The following is a 17,441-nucleotide window of genomic DNA, read 5'->3' on the forward strand; positions in this document are numbered from 1 at the left end:
GTCCGGGGCCGGGCCTGATCGGTCGCCCCGGTACGCGCGCGGCCCGCGAAGACCGGGCTCAGCCGGTCGTCGAGCAGGCTCGGCAGCCGCGCGCCATGCAGGATCAGCCGCCGCGCCCGGCGGCGCGCAGCGCATCGAGGCCGCGCGCCAGCGCGTCGAACCGGGACCGCCAGGCGGGATGCTCGGCGAGGAGCCCGCCGGCCCGGTCCAGGCTCGCTGCGGCGACCTCGACCAGACCGTGGCGGATTGCCGCACGAGCCCGCCAGGAGAGGACCTCGAGGAGCTCGTCGGCGAACAGGAACGGGCCCGCCTCGAGCTCCGCGTCGTCGAGCCCGCCGAGCAGCAGCGCGCGCGGCGCGCCGTCCGAGGCGTCGTCCGAGAGGAGGCAGCGCAGCAGCAGGAAGCAGCCGTGCGCCGCCCTCGCGGACGGCTCCGGCGGGCACGCGCCGGCGATCCACGCGAGCAGGCGCCGCGCCTCGTCGAGCTCCCCCCGCGCCGCGAGGATGCGCGCGAGGAGCAGCGAGCAGTCCGGCACGGGGCGATCCACGAACCGCCGCTCGAGCGTGTGCGCGCGGCGCGCGAGCGAGAGCGCCTCGTCCTGCTGGTCGCTCCAGTAGAGGAGCTCGGCGACGTTGTACGTGGCGACGCGCTCCAGCCACGGGTTGCCGATCTCCCGCGCGAGCGCGATCGCGCGCCGGAGATCCGCGGTCGCCCGCGGCAGATCCTTCTTCAGCGTCCAGAGCACGACGCGGTTCATGATCGCGACGCAGAGGTGCGGCAGGTCCTCGCCGCGCTCGCAGAGCGCGATCGCCTCCTCGGCCCGCCGCTCCGCCTCGGCGAAGCGGCCCGCGTGCGCGAGCTCGGTCGACAGCAGCACGAGCGCGATGATCCGGCTCTCCTCGTCCCCGGCCGACTCGGCCAGCGACGCGCCCTCCGTGAGGAGCGCGATCGCCTCCGCGACCTCGGCCCGCCGCAGGCGCGTGCGCCCCTCGGCCACGCAGAGGCGCGCCGAGAGCCGCGGCGACCGCGCGGGTTCGATGAGCGGCCGCGCCAGCGCGACGCGCGCCGACGACGCCTCGTAGGCGCCCGTCCAGTCGAGCGCCGTCGCCTCCTCGAGCAGGACGTCCGCGCGCAACTCGGCGTCCGCGTCGGAGCCCGCGAGCTCGCGCGCCGCGGAGAGATCGGCCATGGCCTCCTCGATGAGGTGCAGCCGGTAGCGGATCCGCCCGCGCCCGGCCAGCGCGCGCGCGCGGCGGCGGCGGTCGTCCTCGCCGGCCAGCTTGAGCGCCGCGGTGTAGCAGCGCTCCGCCTCGACGTGCCGGTGCCGCGCGAACGCGAGATCCCCGAGCCGGAGGTGCGCCTCCGCCGCCTCCTCCCCCGCCCCGCACGCGCCCGCGTGCCGGGCCAGCGGCTCGAGATCCTCCGGCCCCGGCTGCGCCGGAGGGCGCTCGCGCTCGACCCGCGCCCGCCAGAAGGCGAGCGCGTGCCGGTGGATCTGCGCGCGGTGCTCGGGATCCAGCGTCTCGTACACCGCGTCGCGGAAGAGGCCGCTCTGGAACCACCACCGCTCGGCGCCCCCGCGCGCGCCCCGCGCCCCGCCGTCGCCACCTCCGCCGCCTTCGCCGCGCGCGATGATGCCCCGCTCGACGAGCACGCCGAGCCCGTAGCCCGCGTCGACAGGCGTCCCGGCGCCGCCGACCCGGTCGACGGCGTCCTGCACCCACTCCAGCTCGGCCCGGATGAACGACTCGCCGAGCACGGCGCAGAGCCGCGCGAGCGCGGCGATCTCCTGCGGCAGCGCCCCGAGCTGGCGCATCGCCAGCCACTGCCACGCCGGGGAGACCGGCAGGCCCTCGAGCGCCGACGCCTCGACGCAATAGTCGCCGCCCCCGGGGCGGCGGCGCACGAGGCCGGCCTGCTTGAGCGACCGGATGATCGCGGCGAGGCAACCCGGGTTGCCGCCGGCCCAGCGCGCGAGCCCCCGGAGCACGTCGGCCGGAGGGTACGCCGCGGGGAGGAGGAGCCGCGCCGCGAGCTCCGACGCGGCGGCGTCGTCGAGCGGCGCGAGCGTCACCCGGTCGGCGCGCTGCGTCCGGGCGCCCCAGGTGGGGCGGAGCCGCTCGAAGCGCGGGTGCGCGACGACCGCGGCCCAGAGCGCCACGCCGGCGCCGTCGAGCGTCGCGACCTCGAGCGCGTCGAGCACGGTGACGTCCGCCCACTGCGCGTCATCCACGATCACGGCGACCGGGGCGCGGCGCGCGCGGCGGCGCAGCCCCTCGGCGATCGCCCGCGCCACGTGGTGGGGCGTCGCGGCGCGCGCGGCCCGCGAGACCCCGGGGAGCGCCCACCCGAGCGCCGCGGCGACGGACGCGAAGGTCGAGGCGCCGATCTCGGGGCCGAGCCGCGCCTCGCAGAACGCGCGGGGGTCGGCCGGCGCCGCGGCGGGCGCGGAGAGCGCGAAGCGCAGGATCTCCGCGGTGTCCTTGCTCGCCTCGCCCGGCAGGGGCTGCGCCGCGCGCACCACGAGCGCCGCGGCGTCGGGGCGCAGGCGCTGCGCCACGGCGGCCGCCTCGGCCGCGACGCGGGTCTTGCCGAGCCCGGCGTCGCCGAGCACCGTGACGAGCGCCGGGCACGCGCCGCTGAACGCCGCGGCCGCGCTCGCCTCGAGCGCCGCGATCGCCTCGGAGCGCCCCACCATCGGCGGCGCGTCGCTCTCGGGCGCCCGCACCAGCTGGGGCGACGTCGGGGTCGAGGTCGGCTCGGCCTCGGCGAGGGCGCGCTCGAGCTCCTTCGTGAGCAGGACGCCGGACCATGGGGCGTCGGGGAGCCAGGTCTCTGGGCGATCCACCGCCGCGCCGTAGACGGCGGGCGCGCCCCGGTCGCGCGGGCGGATGATCACGCCCGCGAGGTGGAGCGCGGCGCGGGCGCCGTGCCGCTCGACGAGCTCGCGCGCGGCGGCGAGCGCGAGCCGGACGGGGTGCTCGGCGTCGCGGGCCGAGAAGACGGCGACGTGGCGGCGCCCGCGCTGCCGGACGCAGACGCCGCTGCGGCGCGTGAGCGCGCCGATCACGAGCGGCGTGGCGGCGCCGGTCTCCGCGACCAGCACGACGGCCGGCTGGAGCCCCTCGGCGAGGAGCCTGCCGCCGCCGGACGGCGGCCCCGCCGCGGCGCCGGACGGCGGCCCCGCCGCGGCGCCGGACGGCGGCCCCGCCGCGGCGCCGGACGGCGGCGCCGGCGCGATCGGCAACGACCGCGGGGTCGGCTCCGCGTCGTTGGCGGCGCCGAGCGGGCACGCCTCCTCGAGCGCGCGCCGGAGCGCGGCCGCGCTCGCGGGCCGGCGGTCGGGCTCCTTGGCGAGGCACGAGAGCACGAGCTCCTCGAGGGCCTCGGGGATCGGCGCGAGCTCGCCGGGCCGCGGCGGCCGAAGCGCGAGGTGCCCGTGCTCGACCGCGCCCGTGTCCCCCACGAACGGCGGCCGCAGGGTGAGCAGCTCGAACAGGATCGCGCCGAAGGCGTACACATCCGTGCGCGCGTCGACGGCGGCGCCCGCGCGGAGCTGCTCGGGCGCCATGTACTCGGGCGTGCCGACGATCGTGCCCCCGCGCGTGATCTCGCCCTCGTCGTCCTGGCGCGACGCGCCGGCGGGCCGCGCCAGGCCAAGGTCGAGCAGCACCGCGCGCGCCGCGCCTGCCGCCGGGGCCGGCGCGGCCGCCGCGCCTGCCGCCGGGGCCGGCGCGGCCGCCGCGCCTGCCGCCGCGCGGGGCGGCGCGAGCATCACGTTCTCCGGCTTGAGATCGCGGTGGACGACGCCCCGCGCGTGCGCGGCCGCGAGCGCGTCGAGCAGCGCGGCGGCGCGCGCCGCCGCCCAGGACGGATCCGGGGGCCCGGGCAGCGTCGCGAGCGCCTCGGCGAGCGTCTCGCCGGCGACGTGATCCATGGCGATCCAGGGGCGGCCGTCGTCGAGCCGCCCCTCGCCGTGGACCCGCGGGACGTGCGGCGGGCCGACGCGCCGGAGCGCGCCCGCCTCGCGCCGGAACCGCGCCTGCGCGGCGGCGCGCGCCGAGCGCCCGACCTTGAGGGCGACGCGGGCGCCGTCCGCCTCGCGCCGCGCGGCCCACACCGCCGAGAAGCCGCCCTGCCCGAGCAGGCCGTCGACCCGGTAGCCCGGGACCCGCGGCCGCCCCGACGACTCGGGCGTGCGCTCGACCGCCGGCGGCGGCGAGCCGCCGTCGCGGGGGCAAACGCCCGTCGGAGGGAGCCGGCGGTGACACAGTGGGCAGCGGGACACGTCGTGGCTCCCTGGGGCAGGGCGGAGAGGGATCTGCTCTCCGCCCCCCTATGGTACCGTCGGTCGGTCCGTCGATGGCGACCGAAGACCCCGACACCCTCCCCGGCGCGGGGTCTCGCGTCGACCCCACGGTGCGCACCGCGCTGGCGACGCTCGCCGTGCCGTCCGCCCCGGCGGTGATCGTCGGCGATCTCGCGGTGGCCGCGCTGCCGCCCGGGGCCCGGGCGGGCGACTACGTGCTGGAGGAGCCGCTCGGCGCGGGCGGCTTCAGCGTGATCTACCGCGCGACGCACGCGGTCCACGGCGCGCTCGCCGCGGTGAAGGTGCTGCACCCCGAGCTCAGCGTGCTGCCGGACGTCGTCGTCCGCTTCCAGCGCGAGGTGGAGACGGTGCGTCGGCTGCGGCACCCCGGCATCGTCGAGGTCTTCGAGCAGGGGCAGCTCGACGACGGGCGCCCCTACTACGCCATGGAGCTGCTCGCCGGGGTCAGCCTGGATCAGCACCTCCGCGCCCGCGGCCGCCTGTCGCCCGAGGAGGCGCTCGCGGTGCTGGAGCCGCTCTGCGACGCCCTCGAGGCCGCGCACGCCCAGGCCGTCGTGCACCGCGACCTCAAGGCCTCGAACGTCTTCCTCGAGGAGGGCGGGCGCCGCCGGGTGGTGCTGCTCGATTTCGGGGTGGCCAAGCTGCTCGACGCGCCCGGGCCGTCGCTGACCTCGTCGCGGGAGGTCGTCGGGAGCCCCTCGTGCGTCTCGCCCGAGCAGCTCCTCGGCCACGCCGTCGACGTCCGGGCGGACGTCTACGCGCTCGGCGCCCTCGCCTACCGCATGCTCGTCGGCGAGCCGCTGTTCGCCGGGGATCTCGGCGCGCTCCTGCGCCAGCTCCACCTGTACGCGAGCCCGCCGCGCCCGAGCGCGCGGGCGCGGCTCTCGCCGGCGTTCGACGAGGTGCTCCTCCGGGCGGTCGCCAAGGAGCCGGCGGCGCGCCACCCGACGGCCGCCGCCTTCCTCGCGGACTTCCGCGGCGCCCTCGAGGTCGCGCGCGGCGTGGTCGACGAGGCGGCGCCCGGCGCGCGTGCCCGCCCCGGCGTCGCCGTCCACGCCGAGGTCGGCGCCGCCCCGGAGGCGCTCGATCCGCCGGACGATCGCCTGCTCGCGGACCTGGAGGCGATCCTTCCGTTCGTGGCCGCCGAGCTCTCCGAGGCCGGGCTGTCCCCCGCGGCCGAGACCGGCAACAGCCTGCTCTTCACGGCGGAGCGCCCCGGCGAGGCGACCGCCGACAGGGAGGCGCGCCGCCGCGCCGTGGACGCGGCGCTCCGGATCTTCCGGCGGCTCGCGGGGCGGCCCGGGCGCGACCCCCGGGTGTATGTGCGCCTCAGCGTCCACGCGGGGGAGCTGCTCGTCGGCCCCTCGGGCGAGCTCCTGGGCGGGGCGCTCGCGGAGGTCGGCGGCTGGGCGCCCGAGGGGACGGCGGAGGGCGTCTTCGCCTCGCCCGAGGCGCTCGCCGGCCTGGGGATTGCCACCGTGACGCCCGCGGCCGAGGGGGCGATGCTGGTGCTGGCGGGCGCCTAGTACCGCGGGTCGCAAGTCTTGCCAGGGATCTGCCTCGCGAGAGGAGAGGTTCAACGCAAAGGCGCAAAGGCGCAAAGGCGCAAAATTGCATGTATTTGTTCTTGATTTTGCGCCTTTGCGTCTTTGCGCCTTTGCGTTGAAATCTCTGTCCGGATCCATGGCCGGACTCCTGGAGGGCGGAACGAGCGAGCCGCTGCAAGCGCGGGTGCAAAAATCCACCACCGGTGCTGCCTGCGACAGGCATCAGCACCTGCCTGCCCGGGCCAGCACGCCGAGGCGAGGCGTCCAGGACGCCGCTCGCGCGAGGTCCACCATGGTAATGTCGTGCAGGTGAGCAGCACCTCGGACCCCACATCAGGCGCAGATGCCACCACCGTGCTGAAGGTCCGGCCGGGCGAGGTGGCGTTCGGCAGGTTCAGCGTGCACGTGGTGCGCGGACCGGATCAGGGCGCCGTCCACGTGGCCGACGCGCCGGAGCTCTCGATCGGCACCGCGGCGGGCAACCACCTCGTGCTGACCGACCCGTCGGTGTCGCGGCACCACTGCGTCATCACGGCGACCCCCAAGGGCTACTTGCTGCGCGATCTCGACAGCACGAACGGCATCACGCTCGCGGGGTTCCGCGTGGGGACGGCGTACCTGACCCCCGGCGCCACGTTCGGCGTGGGCCAGACGCTGCTGCACTTCGATCACCTGCCCGAGGAGGTGCGCGAGCCGCTCGGGGACGCGGTGCTCTCCGGGCGGGTGCTCGGGCAGAGCACGGCGATGCGCCGGCTCTTCGCGATGCTCCCGCGGATCGCCGCGTCGGACGCGACGGTGCTCGTCGAGGGCGAGACCGGGTCCGGCAAGGGGCTGCTCACCGAGGTGCTGCACCAGCAGAGCCCGCGCGCGGCGGGCCCGTTCGTGGTCATCGACTGCGGCGCGATCCCGCCCACGCTCATCGAGTCCGAGCTGTTCGGGCATATGCGGGGCGCCTTCACGGGGGCGCAGCAGGCGCGCGCCGGCGCGTTCGAGGCGGCGCGCGGGGGCACGGTGCTGCTCGACGAGATCGGCGAGCTGCGGCTCGACCTCCAGCCGAAGCTGCTGCGCGCCCTGGAAGAGCGGTCGATCCGGCGCATCGGCAGCCTGGATCCCGTGCCGCTCGACGTGCGGATCATCGCGGCGACGAACCGCGACCTGCGGCAGGAGGTGAACCGCGGCACGTTCCGCTCGGACCTGTTCTACCGCCTCAACGTGGTCCGGCTGCGGGTGCCGCCGCTGCGCGAGCGGCGGGAGGACATCCCGCTCCTGGTCGCGCACTACTACCGGCAGTTCGCGGACAGGGCGGATCCGCCGGCGGAGCTCGTGGAGCGGCTGATCCATCACGACTGGCCGGGCAACGTCCGCGAGCTGCGCAGCGCGGTGGAGCGCGCGGTGCTGACGGGCGATCCCGCGATCGGCGAGCACGGCGACGCCGCGCCGCGGGAGGGCGGCGAGGAGGAGCCGGCGCTCCGTCCGGACGACCTCGCGCTCTCGTTCCGTCAGGCCAAGGAGCGCACGGTGGCGCGCTGGGAGCGGGCGTACGTCAAGGCGCTGATCCGCGCGAACGGGGGGAACCTGTCGCACGCGGCGCGGGCGGGGCGGATGGACCGGAACCACCTGCGGGAGCTCCTGCGGCGGCACGGGGTCACGGCGAGCGAGTCGTAGAACCGAGCGCGACGAGCGCGCGCTCGCCGCGGTCTTCCCGGGTGAACACACCGTCTCCGGGGGCCCTCGTGACAGAGGGCGGGACTTCAACAAGGGGCGGCGTCGAGCCGCATATCTTACGGGAGGATTTATGCAAGTGATCGTCGCGGGCGCCGGGATCGGCGGCCTGGCCGCGGCTCTGGCGCTGCATGCCTCGGGCCATGAGGTGACGGTGTTCGAGGCGGCGTCCACCATCCTGCCGCTCGGGGTCGGCATCAACCTCCTGCCCAACGCCGTCGAGGTGCTGGGCGAGCTGGGCCTGGTCGAGGCCCTGTTGGCCGACGGGGTGGCGACCCGCGAGATTGTCTATTTCAACCGCCTCGGCCAGCGCATCTGGGGCGAGCCGCGCGGCCGCTTCGCCGGGCATGCCGCGCCGCAGATCTCCCTGCACCGCGGCGCCCTGCAGGGCGTGCTGCTCGACGCCGCCGTCGAGCGGCTGGGCCCTGACCGGGTGATCTGCGATCGGCGCCTCTCGGGCCACGAGGAGGACAAGGGCCGCATCGCGGCGCGCTTCCTCGATCGCGCGGGCGCGGCGTGGAGGAGCGCCGCCGACCTCCTGATCTGCGCCGACGGCATCCACTCGGCGGCGCGCGCCGGCCTCTATCCGGACGAGGGGCCGCCGATCTACGGCGGTCACCTCCTGTGGCGGGGGACCAGCCTGGCGGCGCCGTTCCTCACCGGTGCCAGCATGATCATCGCCGGGCATCAGGACCAGAAGTTCGTCGTCTATCCGATCTCCCCACCGGGGCCGGACGGCCGCCAGAGGATCAACTGGGCCGCCGATCTCGCGGTCTCCAGGAACCTGCGACCGGAGGACTGGAACCGGCCGGGCGACCCCGCCGACTTCCTGCCCAGGTTCGAGGACTGGCGCTTCGGCTGGCTGGATGTGCCCGGCCTGATCCGGAGCGCCGAGGCGATCTACGAGTTCCCGCTGGTCGACCGCGATCCGCTGCCGCGCTGGAGCCATGGGCGCATGACGCTGCTGGGCGACGCCGCCCATCCCATGTACCCGAACGGCTCCAACGGGGCGACCCAGGCCATCCTGGACGCCCGCGCCCTGGTCCGCGCGCTCGCCGCCCATGCCGATCCGGTGGAGGCGCTGGCCGCCTACGAGGCCGAGCGCCTGCCCGCCACCGCCGCCATCGTCGCGGCCAATCGCCGCAGCGGTCCGGAGCATTGCCTGCAGGTCGCCTACGAGCGCGCCCCCGACGGCTTCGACCGTATCGAGGACGTCTTCGCCCCCGGCGAGCTGGAGGGCATCGCCGCCCACTACAAGGCGCTGAGCGGCCTGAAGCCCGCCTCGGAGCCCGCGGCGTCCGAGCGAAAAGCCTGACGGAACTGACGGAACCTCGGACGCGCGGAGCTAGGCTGGCTGGAGCCTCGGACGCGCGGAGCTAGGCTGGCTGGAGCCTTGGGCCGCGGGGGCCGGGGGCGCGGAGGAGCGCGGGGCGGTCGGTGGTGCGCGAGCGCCTCGCCTGGCGCCCTCCCCGGCCGTCGTTCCTGCGGGGGCCAGGCCTCCGGAAGAGGGCGGCGTCGGCGCGGGCGAGGACGTCGGCGAGGTAGTCGCTCCGGGCGGCGGCCGCGTGGAGGGCGTCCTGGATGCCGTGCCGGTGGATCTCCCAGCCGCGGCCGGGGACGAAGCGGAGCGTCGTCGTGGAGGCGTGCGGGCGCGCGCGCTCGCGCAGGGAATCGCCGTCGAGCACCCACACCTCGGGACCGAAGCCCGCAAGGACCTGCCGCAGATCGGTCGCGGGCGGCACGCCGGGGCGGTTGGCGCTGCTCACGAACAGCGGCGCGTGGCGCTCGAGCAGCCAGGCGATGGGATCCCACGTCACGCCGAAGAGGAGCGTCATGCCGTACTGCGTGGCGGGCGCGAGCCAGCCCGGCGCGCCGGCGTCGCGGTCGTGCGGCACGAGGGCGGTCACCCGCTCGACCGAGAGCAGCCAGCCGAGGCGGCGGCGCTCCGCCTCGTCGAGCGCGAGGTGCGGCGCGATCCGGTCGAAGCGCGGCTCCCACGCGGCGACGAGCTGGCCGTCCGGCTGGCCCTTCGCCCGGTTCACGGCGATCGCCGTCCTCGCGGCGAGCACGTAGGCCAGGGGCGAGGGCATCGGCAGCACGACCGCCTCGCCCCGATCGAGCGCCTCATCGACGGCGCGCCGGCCGGCTTCGTCAGCTCGCGCGACAGGCACGTTGGCCTCCTCTGCGCTCTCGCGCCTGCGCAGGCGCAAACGGCTCTTCCGCGGCCGGGAGCGCGCTGAGCCGGGCGCCGTCGCGGGGCGACCCGGCCCGCGATACGGCGGGAGCGGCGACAGCGATTTCACGGGTCACCCCCCGGACGACGGTCACGGGCGGTTCTCTTCTCGTTTGAAGCATTGGATTCACGCTGGGACAGCGGCGAGGCGCCCGGAAATGCCGGAGCTCGCGACGGCGCCTCGCCCGCCCGCGCCACAAGCAGGCATCGGGCCATGGAGCCAGCGGCGCGACGGCCGCCCGGGATCAGGGCCTCGCAGCGCCGATCCGCCCGGCTTTCGAGGCGAGGCGGCAGCCCGACGCCCGGCCTCCCAGGTCCGCCCGACGCGCGAAGGATGGGGTGGAGCAGGCAGCGCGTGGTGGCTGCAGCAAGCAGCGCTGCTGGCCGCAGCAAGCAGCGAGCGCCCGCCGCGGGCAACGCATTTCGTTGTGTAAAATTCCGCTCTCTTTACCACCCTGACCAGGCCAACGCTGCCCGTGAGCCTTCATGGTCAGCGACGCAATGGATGGCGAACGAGACGAGAGAGGCACCGCCGACACCCTCCTCTCTTCTCTCTCTCTCTCCTCTGTGCCCTCTGTGCCTCTGTGGTTCCCCTTCTTCCCCACCACAGAACCACGGCTGTGGCTCGTCTCCTTCGCCCTCACGGGACGTGACGGACGAGGACGAGGGCATCCGAGAGGATCCAGAGCCCCAGGCCGATGAGGACGAACGGCAGCGCCACGCGGCCATGGCGCCGGATGCGGCTGCCCAGGACCGGGTGGTTGACGAGGTGATGGCCGAGCGCGCACAGGACGCCGGTCATGACGGCGAACACCGCCGCGTGGAGCGGGATGAGCCCGGGAGCGCTGGAGAACAGCGGGATGTAGACGCCGAGGTTGTCCCCGCCGTTGGCGACCGTGACGCTCGCCACCGCGAGCGCCCGGAAGCGCGACGCGGCGCCGCGCGGCCTGTCCTCGGAGCCCTCCTCTTCCTCGGCCTCCCCGCGCCAGAGCGCCCGCAGGCCCCTCAGGCCGAGCGCGAGGGGCGCCAGGCCGAGCAGGCCGATCCACCCCTCCGGCACGCGGACGGCGAGGAGCGCGCACGCGACGCTCGCCGCCACGAGCGCCGCCATGCCGAGGAACTGACCGGCGACGATCTGGCGCGGGGTGAAGTCGGGGTCCGCGAAGAACGCCGAGAGCAGGAGGATGTCGTCGATGTTCGTGGAGATGAACACGACGGCGCTCACCCCGAGAGCCGGAAGGATCTGCTCCATGGTGCGGCCGCGGACGTAGCACCGCGGGCGGTGGCGCGCTCAGCCGGCGAGGCGCCGGCGCCGCGCGGCGCGCTCTCCTCGACGACGCCGCCGCTGCCCCCTGACGCCTTCTGGGCTAGACCGTGATGGCCGGAGAGACCGCGCGTCTGCGCAGGGCAAGAGGAGACGAGCCGCGCGGTCGCACGAGGAGAAGCATGGCAACGATCCCCCCGCCCGCAGAGCCGACCAGCGCGATGGGCGCCACCGCGCCAGCGGCGCCCGCGGCGCAGGGCGCCCGGACAGACCTCCCGGTGCAGGGCATGACCTGCGCGGCGTGCGTGCGCCGCGTCGAGCGCGCGCTGCGCGCGGCGCCCGGCGTCCAGGAGGCGACGGTCAACCTGGTGACCCAGCGGGCCACCGTCACCTACGACGCGCAGGCGACCACGCCGGCCGCGCTCGCCCGCGCCATCGTCGACGCAGGCTACGAGGTGCCCGGCACCCCCGACGAGGTGCCCGGCACCCCCGACGAGGTGCCCGGCACCCCCGACGAGGTGCCCGGCACCCCCGACGCGTCGGAGGCCCCCGCGCCGGCCGCCCGGCCACGACCTCTGCCGCGACCTGCCGCCGAGGAGCGCGCCGCGGCCATGGACGCGGCCGAACAGGAGGAGCAGCGGGCGCTCCGGCGCGACGTCGCGATCGCCGGCCTGCTCACCGCGCCGCTGCTCGTCGTGGCCATGTCCCACGGCGCGATCCCGGCGCTCGACGGCCCCGCCGGGCGCTGGCTCTCGCTCGCGCTCGCGACCGTCGTCGTCCTCGGGCCGGGGCGACGGTTCTTCCGCCTCGCGTGGAGCGCGCTCCGGCACCGCGCCGCGGACATGAACACCCTCGTGAGCCTCGGGACGGGCGCCGCCTGGCTCTACTCGACCGCCGCGGTCGCGGCGCCGGGCCTCTTCCCGCACGCCGCGCACGGCCACGCGCCGCCCGTCTACTTCGAGGCCGCGGCGGCGATCGTCACCTTCGTGCTGCTCGGCAAGCTCCTCGAGACGCGGGCGCGACGGCGGCTCGCCGACGCCGTGCGCGGGCTCGTGGCGCTCCAGCCGAGGACCGCGCGGCGCGTCCGAGGCGACGCCGTGGACGAGGTGCCCGCCGCCGCGCTGGCGCCCGGCGACCTCGTGCTGGTGCGGCCGGGCGAGCGCATCGCGACCGACGGCGAGGTCGTCCGCGGCGCGTCCGCGGTCGACGAGGCGATGCTCACCGGCGAGAGCATGCCCGTCGACAAGACCGCCGGCGCGGCCGTGCTCGGCGGGACGCTCAACCAGAGCGGCGCGCTCACCTTCCGCGTCACGAAGACCGGCGCCGACACCGCGCTCGCGCGCATCGTCGAGGCCGTCGAGCAGGCGCAGGGGTCGCGCGCGCCGATCGCGCGGCTCGCCGACGTGGTGAGCGGGATCTTCGTCCCCGTCGTCCTCGGCGTCGCGACGCTCACCTTCGTCGCGTGGCTCGCGGTCGACCCGACCGAAGGCGGCCTCGCCACCGCGATCGAGCGGTTCGTCTCGGTGCTCGTGATCGCGTGCCCGTGCGCGCTCGGGCTGGCCACGCCGGCCGCCGTGGCCGTCGGGACAGGGCGCGGCGCGGAGCTCGGCGTCCTGGTCAAGGGCGGCGCGGCGCTCGAGGCAGCGAGCCGCGTCGACACGGTGCTGCTCGACAAGACGGGGACGCTCACCTCGGGGCGGCCCGAGCTCACCGATGTCGTCGCCCTGGAGGGCCGCGGCGAGGCCGAGCTCCTCGGCCTCGTGGCGGCCGCGGAGCACGAGAGCGAGCACCCGGTGGCGCGGGCGATCGTCGAGGGCGCGCGCGGCCGCGGGGTCGCGGTCGCGCCGGCGTCGGCGTTCCGCGCGGAGATCGGCCACGGGATCGAGGCGCACGTCGCCGGCCGCCTCGTGCGCGCCGGCACCACGGCGTGGCTGCAGCGCGCGGGCGTCGCGACCGACGCGCTGGAGGCGACGGCCGAGCGCCTGGCCGCGCAGGGCCGCACGCCGTCGTTCGTGGCCGTCGACGGGCGGCTCGCGGGGCTCGTGGCGGTCGCCGACCGGCCGACCGAGGAGGCGCGGCGCGCCGTCGCGGCCCTGAAGCAGCTCGGCGTCGAGGTGGCCATGGTGACCGGCGATCGGGCGGGCGCGGCGCGCGCCGTCGCCGAGGAGCTCGGCATCCGCGGCGTGTTCGCGGAGGTGAAGCCCGAGGACAAGGCGCGGATCGTCCGCGAGCAGCGGGCCGCCGGCCGCCGGGTGGCGATGGTCGGCGACGGCATCAACGACGCGCCCGCGCTCGCCGGCGCCGATGTGGGCGTCGCCCTCGGCAGCGGCACGGACATCGCGGTCGCCTCCGCCGACGTGGCGCTGCTCCGCGGCGGGATCGCCGGTCTGCCCACGGCGCTCGCGCTCGCGCGCGCCACGCTGCGCACGATCCGGCAGAACCTGTTCTGGGCGTTCGTCTACAACGTGCTCGGCATCCCGATCGCGGCGGGCCTGCTGTACCCGCTGACCGGATGGCTCCTCTCGCCCGTCCTCGCCAGCGCGGCGATGTCGCTGTCGAGCGTGTCGGTGCTCGGCAACTCGCTCCGGCTCCGCGCGTTCGGGCGCCACGGAATGAATGACAGAGGCCGCGGGCGCACCGAAGCCTGCTGAAATACGGAGGATCCATGCCAGCTTACCGCCGACACGTTGGAACCGCGATTGCTGTAGTCCTGTCCCTCTCGGCCGAGGCCGCCCACGCGGCCGTCACGGTCGGGAGCATCGAGGCGGACAGGTTCATCGAAGGCGAGACGATCCCGGTGCGGGTCGCCGCGTCGTCTCCCGATGACATCTATTATGTAGAAGCGGAGTTCGAAGGGCTCATCATCGAGCTCACGCCAGCGGAAGACGGCTACTTCGAGGGGTCGTTCGATCTCGGCGAGCTCGGGGGCGAGCTTCCCTATGGCCCTCACGTCCTGACGGTCGACGCGTACAGCACGTTCGGCGATGTGGGGAGCGCGCAGCGCACCCTGCATCGGTACGCGCCGCCGATCCTCGGATGGAACGTGCTGCCGGACGACACCCTCACGGCAGGCTGGCGCTTCGGCGCAAAGTGCATCCCGACGCCGCCGTACGAGTGCGAGAGCATCGTGGCACATTTCAGCAGCGCCGACGGGAGCGTCACGATCGAGAACGATCGGTGGTGGTCCCCCTCGCCCGTGCCGGGGCGGCTCTACCTCAAGGAGTGGCAGTCCGGCGGCAACGACGGGTTCCCGTTGATCCCGTCGGGCAGGACGTACACGCTCACGCTCGAGGCCAGCGACGGCGTGGGCACCGTCACGAGGACGGTCGGCCCGATCCACGTCGATCGGAGCCCGCTGCTCACCGTCGTCCAGCGCGCCCCCGGCGCGATCCTCGACTTCGACGCCACGCGGTTCCTCTTCGTGGATTACCGCGGGCGCCTCGGCATCTTCGAGCGCGCCACGCAGGCCATCACGTGGATCGAGAAGCTGCTGCAAGGAGAAGGAACGAAGCCGCTGAGCGAGGTCTACGGGGCGCTCACGCCGTCCGGGGCCGTGTACCAGACGACGAACGGCTACATCCACTCCTGGGTCAACGGCACCCGGAACGCCGTCGCGCGCGCGGCGCGCCTCGACGCGGTGAACGGGGACACGGCGGTGTGGACGATGAACAGCGACGACCGGGCCCTCGCGCACACGCTGTCCACGGGGACGAACAGGACGCTCTGGTCGAGCGCGGGCAGCAGGTCGCCGTTCCAGGCCGACATCACGGCGTCCGGCGGGATCTACTTCGGGACCTACGAGCGCGGCTCGATCGTCGGGCCCGGGGGGGCGCTGCTCGGGGATCATGAGGGCAACCTGCAGCGGCCGATCACCGACGGGACGAACGTCCTCGGTCGCTGGTGGGACGGGCGCACGAGCTCGAGCTACCTGTACACGGAGGATGGAGAAGAGGTGTTCCTGGGCGACTCGATCACCAACAGCTCGGCCGGGCTGCTGGCGCACGCGGGCCACGCGGGATTCCTGAAGACCGACGGCGCCGTCAACCAGGTATGGCTGCGGACCCCCGACGGCGAGCAGCATCAGATCAGCAACTTCGCGACGTCGAGCCAGTTCGATCAAACGAAGCTCCGGGTCGGCCACGACGGCCTCAGCGACACAGGCGAGGTCCTCTTCCTGAACGACCGCCAGCGTTACATCGGCCGGCCGGGCGCAGCGCCCGAGCGCATCAGCACGGACCTCGGGCACGGGCGCTGGGTCGACGGGATCTGGTACGTGACCATCGGCAACACGCTGTTCCAGGCGGCGAGCGCGGGCGCCTCCCCCGCGCGCCTCGCGGCGACCGCGGCGTTCGCGCCGGAGGACCGTGCGGAGGTGCTGTCCACCTCGTTCACCGGCGACGAGCTGCTCGAGGTGCCGGTGTCGGTCCGCGACCTGCACGAGCCCGACGCGCTGCCGGTGTTGTCCGACGGCGCCGAGCTGACCGGCGATGACGCGGACACGGGCGGCGACCTCGGGCCGGCTGCGGCGGGGTGCAGCGCCTCGGGCACGGCGCGCGCTCCGGGCGGCGCCGCCGCGCTCGCCGCGGCGCTCTCGGGCCTCCTCGCCCTCGCGCGCCGCAGCCGCCCGCGCTCGTAGTCCGTCAGTCGGCGACGACGATCCGCCACCGCTGCTCGTCGCCGCCGCTGCTCCCCCGCTGCTCGATCGCGGCGGCGTCGTCGGTGGAGCCCTGGACGACCCCGATGAGCTTGCCGCTGTTCTTGTTCCGGATCTGGTAGTCGCCGCCGCCGACATCGATGAACAGCCACGCCTGGTTGTCTCCGTCGTGGTTCGTCCATTGCTTCAGCGCGATGCCGTCATTCTTCGACTCATCAGGGACGTCGAGCACCTTGCCGCTCCTGACGTTGGTCAGCCGGAAGTGGCCCGATCCATTGTAGTTGAAGCTCCACTCCTGGTTGTCCCCGCCGCCGTCCGGGTTCTGGACCACCGCGGCCCCGTCCTCCGATGACGCCCCAGCGACCTCCATCACCTTGCCGCTCTTCTTGTTCATGAGCTTGAAGTTGTTCGTCGCCCCCGAGACGGTGCCGGCCGCCGTGTCGATGGTCAGCGTGTTGTTCCAGCTCATGCTCATGGTGGTGTCCGACGGGAACGCGATCGGCTGCCAGACATAGGTCGAGTCGTTGACCCGCCCGCTCCAGGCGCCGGCCCAGCGGTCTCCCATGTACAGGTAGGATGTCCCCGAGCTGCCCTGGACCGGGAGCACGTACGTGGACTGGGAGTGGAACGTCGTGCCGTCGGCGACGTTGGTCATCGACGACCAGCCGCTGGCGAGGGAGCGGGAGGTCGCGTACTTGGCCTGGTTGGGCGACCAGCCCGTGGCCCCGGAGGTCAGCAGGAAATAGGTGCCTTTCCGCCGGAACAGCGCGGGCGCCTCGCGGTGCCCGCCGGGGAAGAGCACCGCGACGAGGCGGTCGATCTTCAGGTAATCGGGGGTGAGCTGGTACAGGTTGAGATCGTAGTTCTCGTTCGAGGCGGAGATGAAATAGCCCTTCTTGTCGTCATCCACGAAGAGCCCGCAGTCCCGTGACATGTACCCGGGCTTGCCGTGGTCGGTCACCCCGCTGCCGGCGAGGGGCCGGAAGCTGCCGTGGTACGTGTAATCGCCGTCCACGGTGTCCGAGCTCGCGACAGCGGCCCGCGCCTCGCCGTAGTTCACCCCGTTCTCCCAGTGCATCCACATCACGTACTTGCCGGTGGACTCGTTGTAGACCACCTTCGGGCGCTCGATGTTCGCCGGATCGAGGTCCTCGTCCGAGTCCATCGTCAGGACATGGTTCCTGAGCTCCCAGTGACGCAGGTCTTCCGAGCGATACGCGGAGACGGCGTAGAACGTCCCATCCGGGTTCCGGTTCTCCCCGAACCAGTAGTAATACGACCCCACCTGGATCACCCCTCCACCGTGCGCCTGGATGGGGTTGCCCGAGGTGTCGGCCCACTGGATCCCGTTGACCAGAGGGCCGAGATCCGCCGGTGTCCCGTCCGGGCCGCCGCCTTCGCCGGGCGTGGAGCCGCCCGTCGTGCCGGTCGTGGAGGCGCCGCCCACAGACGCCGCCCCGCCGCTTCCGGAGGCCGGGCTGCCGCTTCCGGAGGCCGAGCTGCCGCTTCCGGACGACGAGCCGCCGGACGCGCCGACGCCGGGGGCCGCGCCGCCGGCGGACGCCGAACCGTCGGAGGGCTCGGGCTGGCCAGCATCGCCGCAGGACGCGAGGCCGAGCGTGACAGCCAGCAAGCACGGGACCGGAGACAAGGAAGAACGACGCATGATGCCCTCCAGACAGAGGCTCATC

General features: G+C 74.9%; 9 protein-coding genes. 5 read left to right on the top strand and 4 right to left on the bottom strand.

Features of this window, described 5'->3' with window-relative positions:
* Positions 1–103: 103 nt before the first annotated feature.
* A complete protein-coding gene (locus tag WME96_RS20965; protein ID WP_437291860.1) occupies positions 104–4,288 on the bottom strand; it encodes a protein kinase domain-containing protein in 4,185 nt (1,394 codons plus the stop codon).
* Positions 4,289–4,362: 74 nt separating this feature from the next.
* Here WME96_RS20965 and WME96_RS20970 point away from each other — a divergent pair, with 74 nt between their 5' ends.
* The 3 genes from WME96_RS20970 (at position 4,363) to WME96_RS20980 (ending at position 8,914) form a co-directional block, all read left to right on the top strand.
* Positions 4,363–5,856 (top strand): serine/threonine-protein kinase, encoded by a 1,494-nt coding sequence (locus WME96_RS20970; RefSeq protein WP_437291861.1) that lies wholly within the window; start codon positions 4,363–4,365, stop codon positions 5,854–5,856.
* A gap of 330 nt (positions 5,857–6,186) precedes the next feature.
* Positions 6,187–7,542, top strand: coding sequence for a sigma 54-interacting transcriptional regulator (locus tag WME96_RS20975; RefSeq protein ID WP_437291862.1), 1,356 nt, complete (start codon positions 6,187–6,189; stop codon positions 7,540–7,542).
* 130 nt (positions 7,543–7,672) lie between these two features.
* Complete coding sequence (locus WME96_RS20980; protein ID WP_437291863.1) at positions 7,673–8,914, top strand: flavin-dependent oxidoreductase; 1,242 nt, start codon at positions 7,673–7,675, stop codon at positions 8,912–8,914.
* 61 nt (positions 8,915–8,975) lie between these two features.
* Here WME96_RS20980 and WME96_RS20985 read toward each other — a convergent pair whose 3' ends face one another.
* Together WME96_RS20985 and WME96_RS20990 are read right to left on the bottom strand one after the other, a co-directional pair.
* Positions 8,976–9,770, bottom strand: a complete 795-nt coding sequence (locus tag WME96_RS20985; RefSeq protein WP_437291864.1) for a hypothetical protein — start codon at positions 9,768–9,770, stop codon at positions 8,976–8,978.
* Between the two features lie 702 nt (positions 9,771–10,472).
* Positions 10,473–11,084: a cadmium resistance transporter gene (locus WME96_RS20990; protein WP_437291865.1), complete on the bottom strand. Its 612-nt coding sequence runs from the start codon at positions 11,082–11,084 to the stop codon at positions 10,473–10,475.
* 194 nt (positions 11,085–11,278) lie between these two features.
* Between WME96_RS20990 and WME96_RS20995 the strand changes: the two genes are divergently transcribed.
* Positions 11,279–13,747 carry a heavy metal translocating P-type ATPase gene (locus tag WME96_RS20995; protein ID WP_437291866.1) on the top strand — a complete coding sequence of 823 codons (2,469 nt, stop codon included), beginning with the start codon at positions 11,279–11,281 and terminating at the stop codon, positions 13,745–13,747.
* Between the two features lie 14 nt (positions 13,748–13,761).
* The gene (locus tag WME96_RS21000; RefSeq protein ID WP_437291867.1) at positions 13,762–15,732 is read left to right on the top strand and encodes a hypothetical protein; all 1,971 of its coding nucleotides are present in this window, start codon (positions 13,762–13,764) and stop codon (positions 15,730–15,732) included.
* A 4-nt stretch (positions 15,733–15,736) separates the two neighbouring features.
* Here WME96_RS21000 and WME96_RS21005 read toward each other — a convergent pair whose 3' ends face one another.
* Positions 15,737–17,416 (bottom strand): RICIN domain-containing protein, encoded by a 1,680-nt coding sequence (locus WME96_RS21005; protein WP_437291868.1) that lies wholly within the window; start codon positions 17,414–17,416, stop codon positions 15,737–15,739.
* Between the last annotated feature and the right edge of the window lie 25 nt (positions 17,417–17,441).

Origin of the sequence: Sorangium sp. So ce406 (assembly GCF_051474675.1) — a bacterium.
In the GTDB taxonomy this organism is placed as follows: Bacteria; Myxococcota_A; Polyangia; order Polyangiales; family Polyangiaceae; genus Sorangium; species Sorangium cellulosum_G.

What these genes read in the sequence shown, in the direction of transcription:
- WME96_RS21000 (WP_437291867.1), top strand. Translation starts at nt 13,762, where the DNA reads ATGCCAGCTTACCGCCGACACGTTGGAACCGCGATTGCTGTAGTCCTG.
- WME96_RS20995 (WP_437291866.1), top strand. Translation starts at nt 11,279, where the DNA reads ATGGCAACGATCCCCCCGCCCGCAGAGCCGACCAGCGCGATGGGCGCC.
- WME96_RS21005 (WP_437291868.1), bottom strand. Translation starts at nt 17,416, where the DNA reads ATGCGTCGTTCTTCCTTGTCTCCGGTCCCGTGCTTGCTGGCTGTCACG.
- WME96_RS20970 (WP_437291861.1), top strand. Translation starts at nt 4,363, where the DNA reads ATGGCGACCGAAGACCCCGACACCCTCCCCGGCGCGGGGTCTCGCGTC.
- WME96_RS20990 (WP_437291865.1), bottom strand. Translation starts at nt 11,084, where the DNA reads ATGGAGCAGATCCTTCCGGCTCTCGGGGTGAGCGCCGTCGTGTTCATC.
- WME96_RS20980 (WP_437291863.1), top strand. Translation starts at nt 7,673, where the DNA reads ATGCAAGTGATCGTCGCGGGCGCCGGGATCGGCGGCCTGGCCGCGGCT.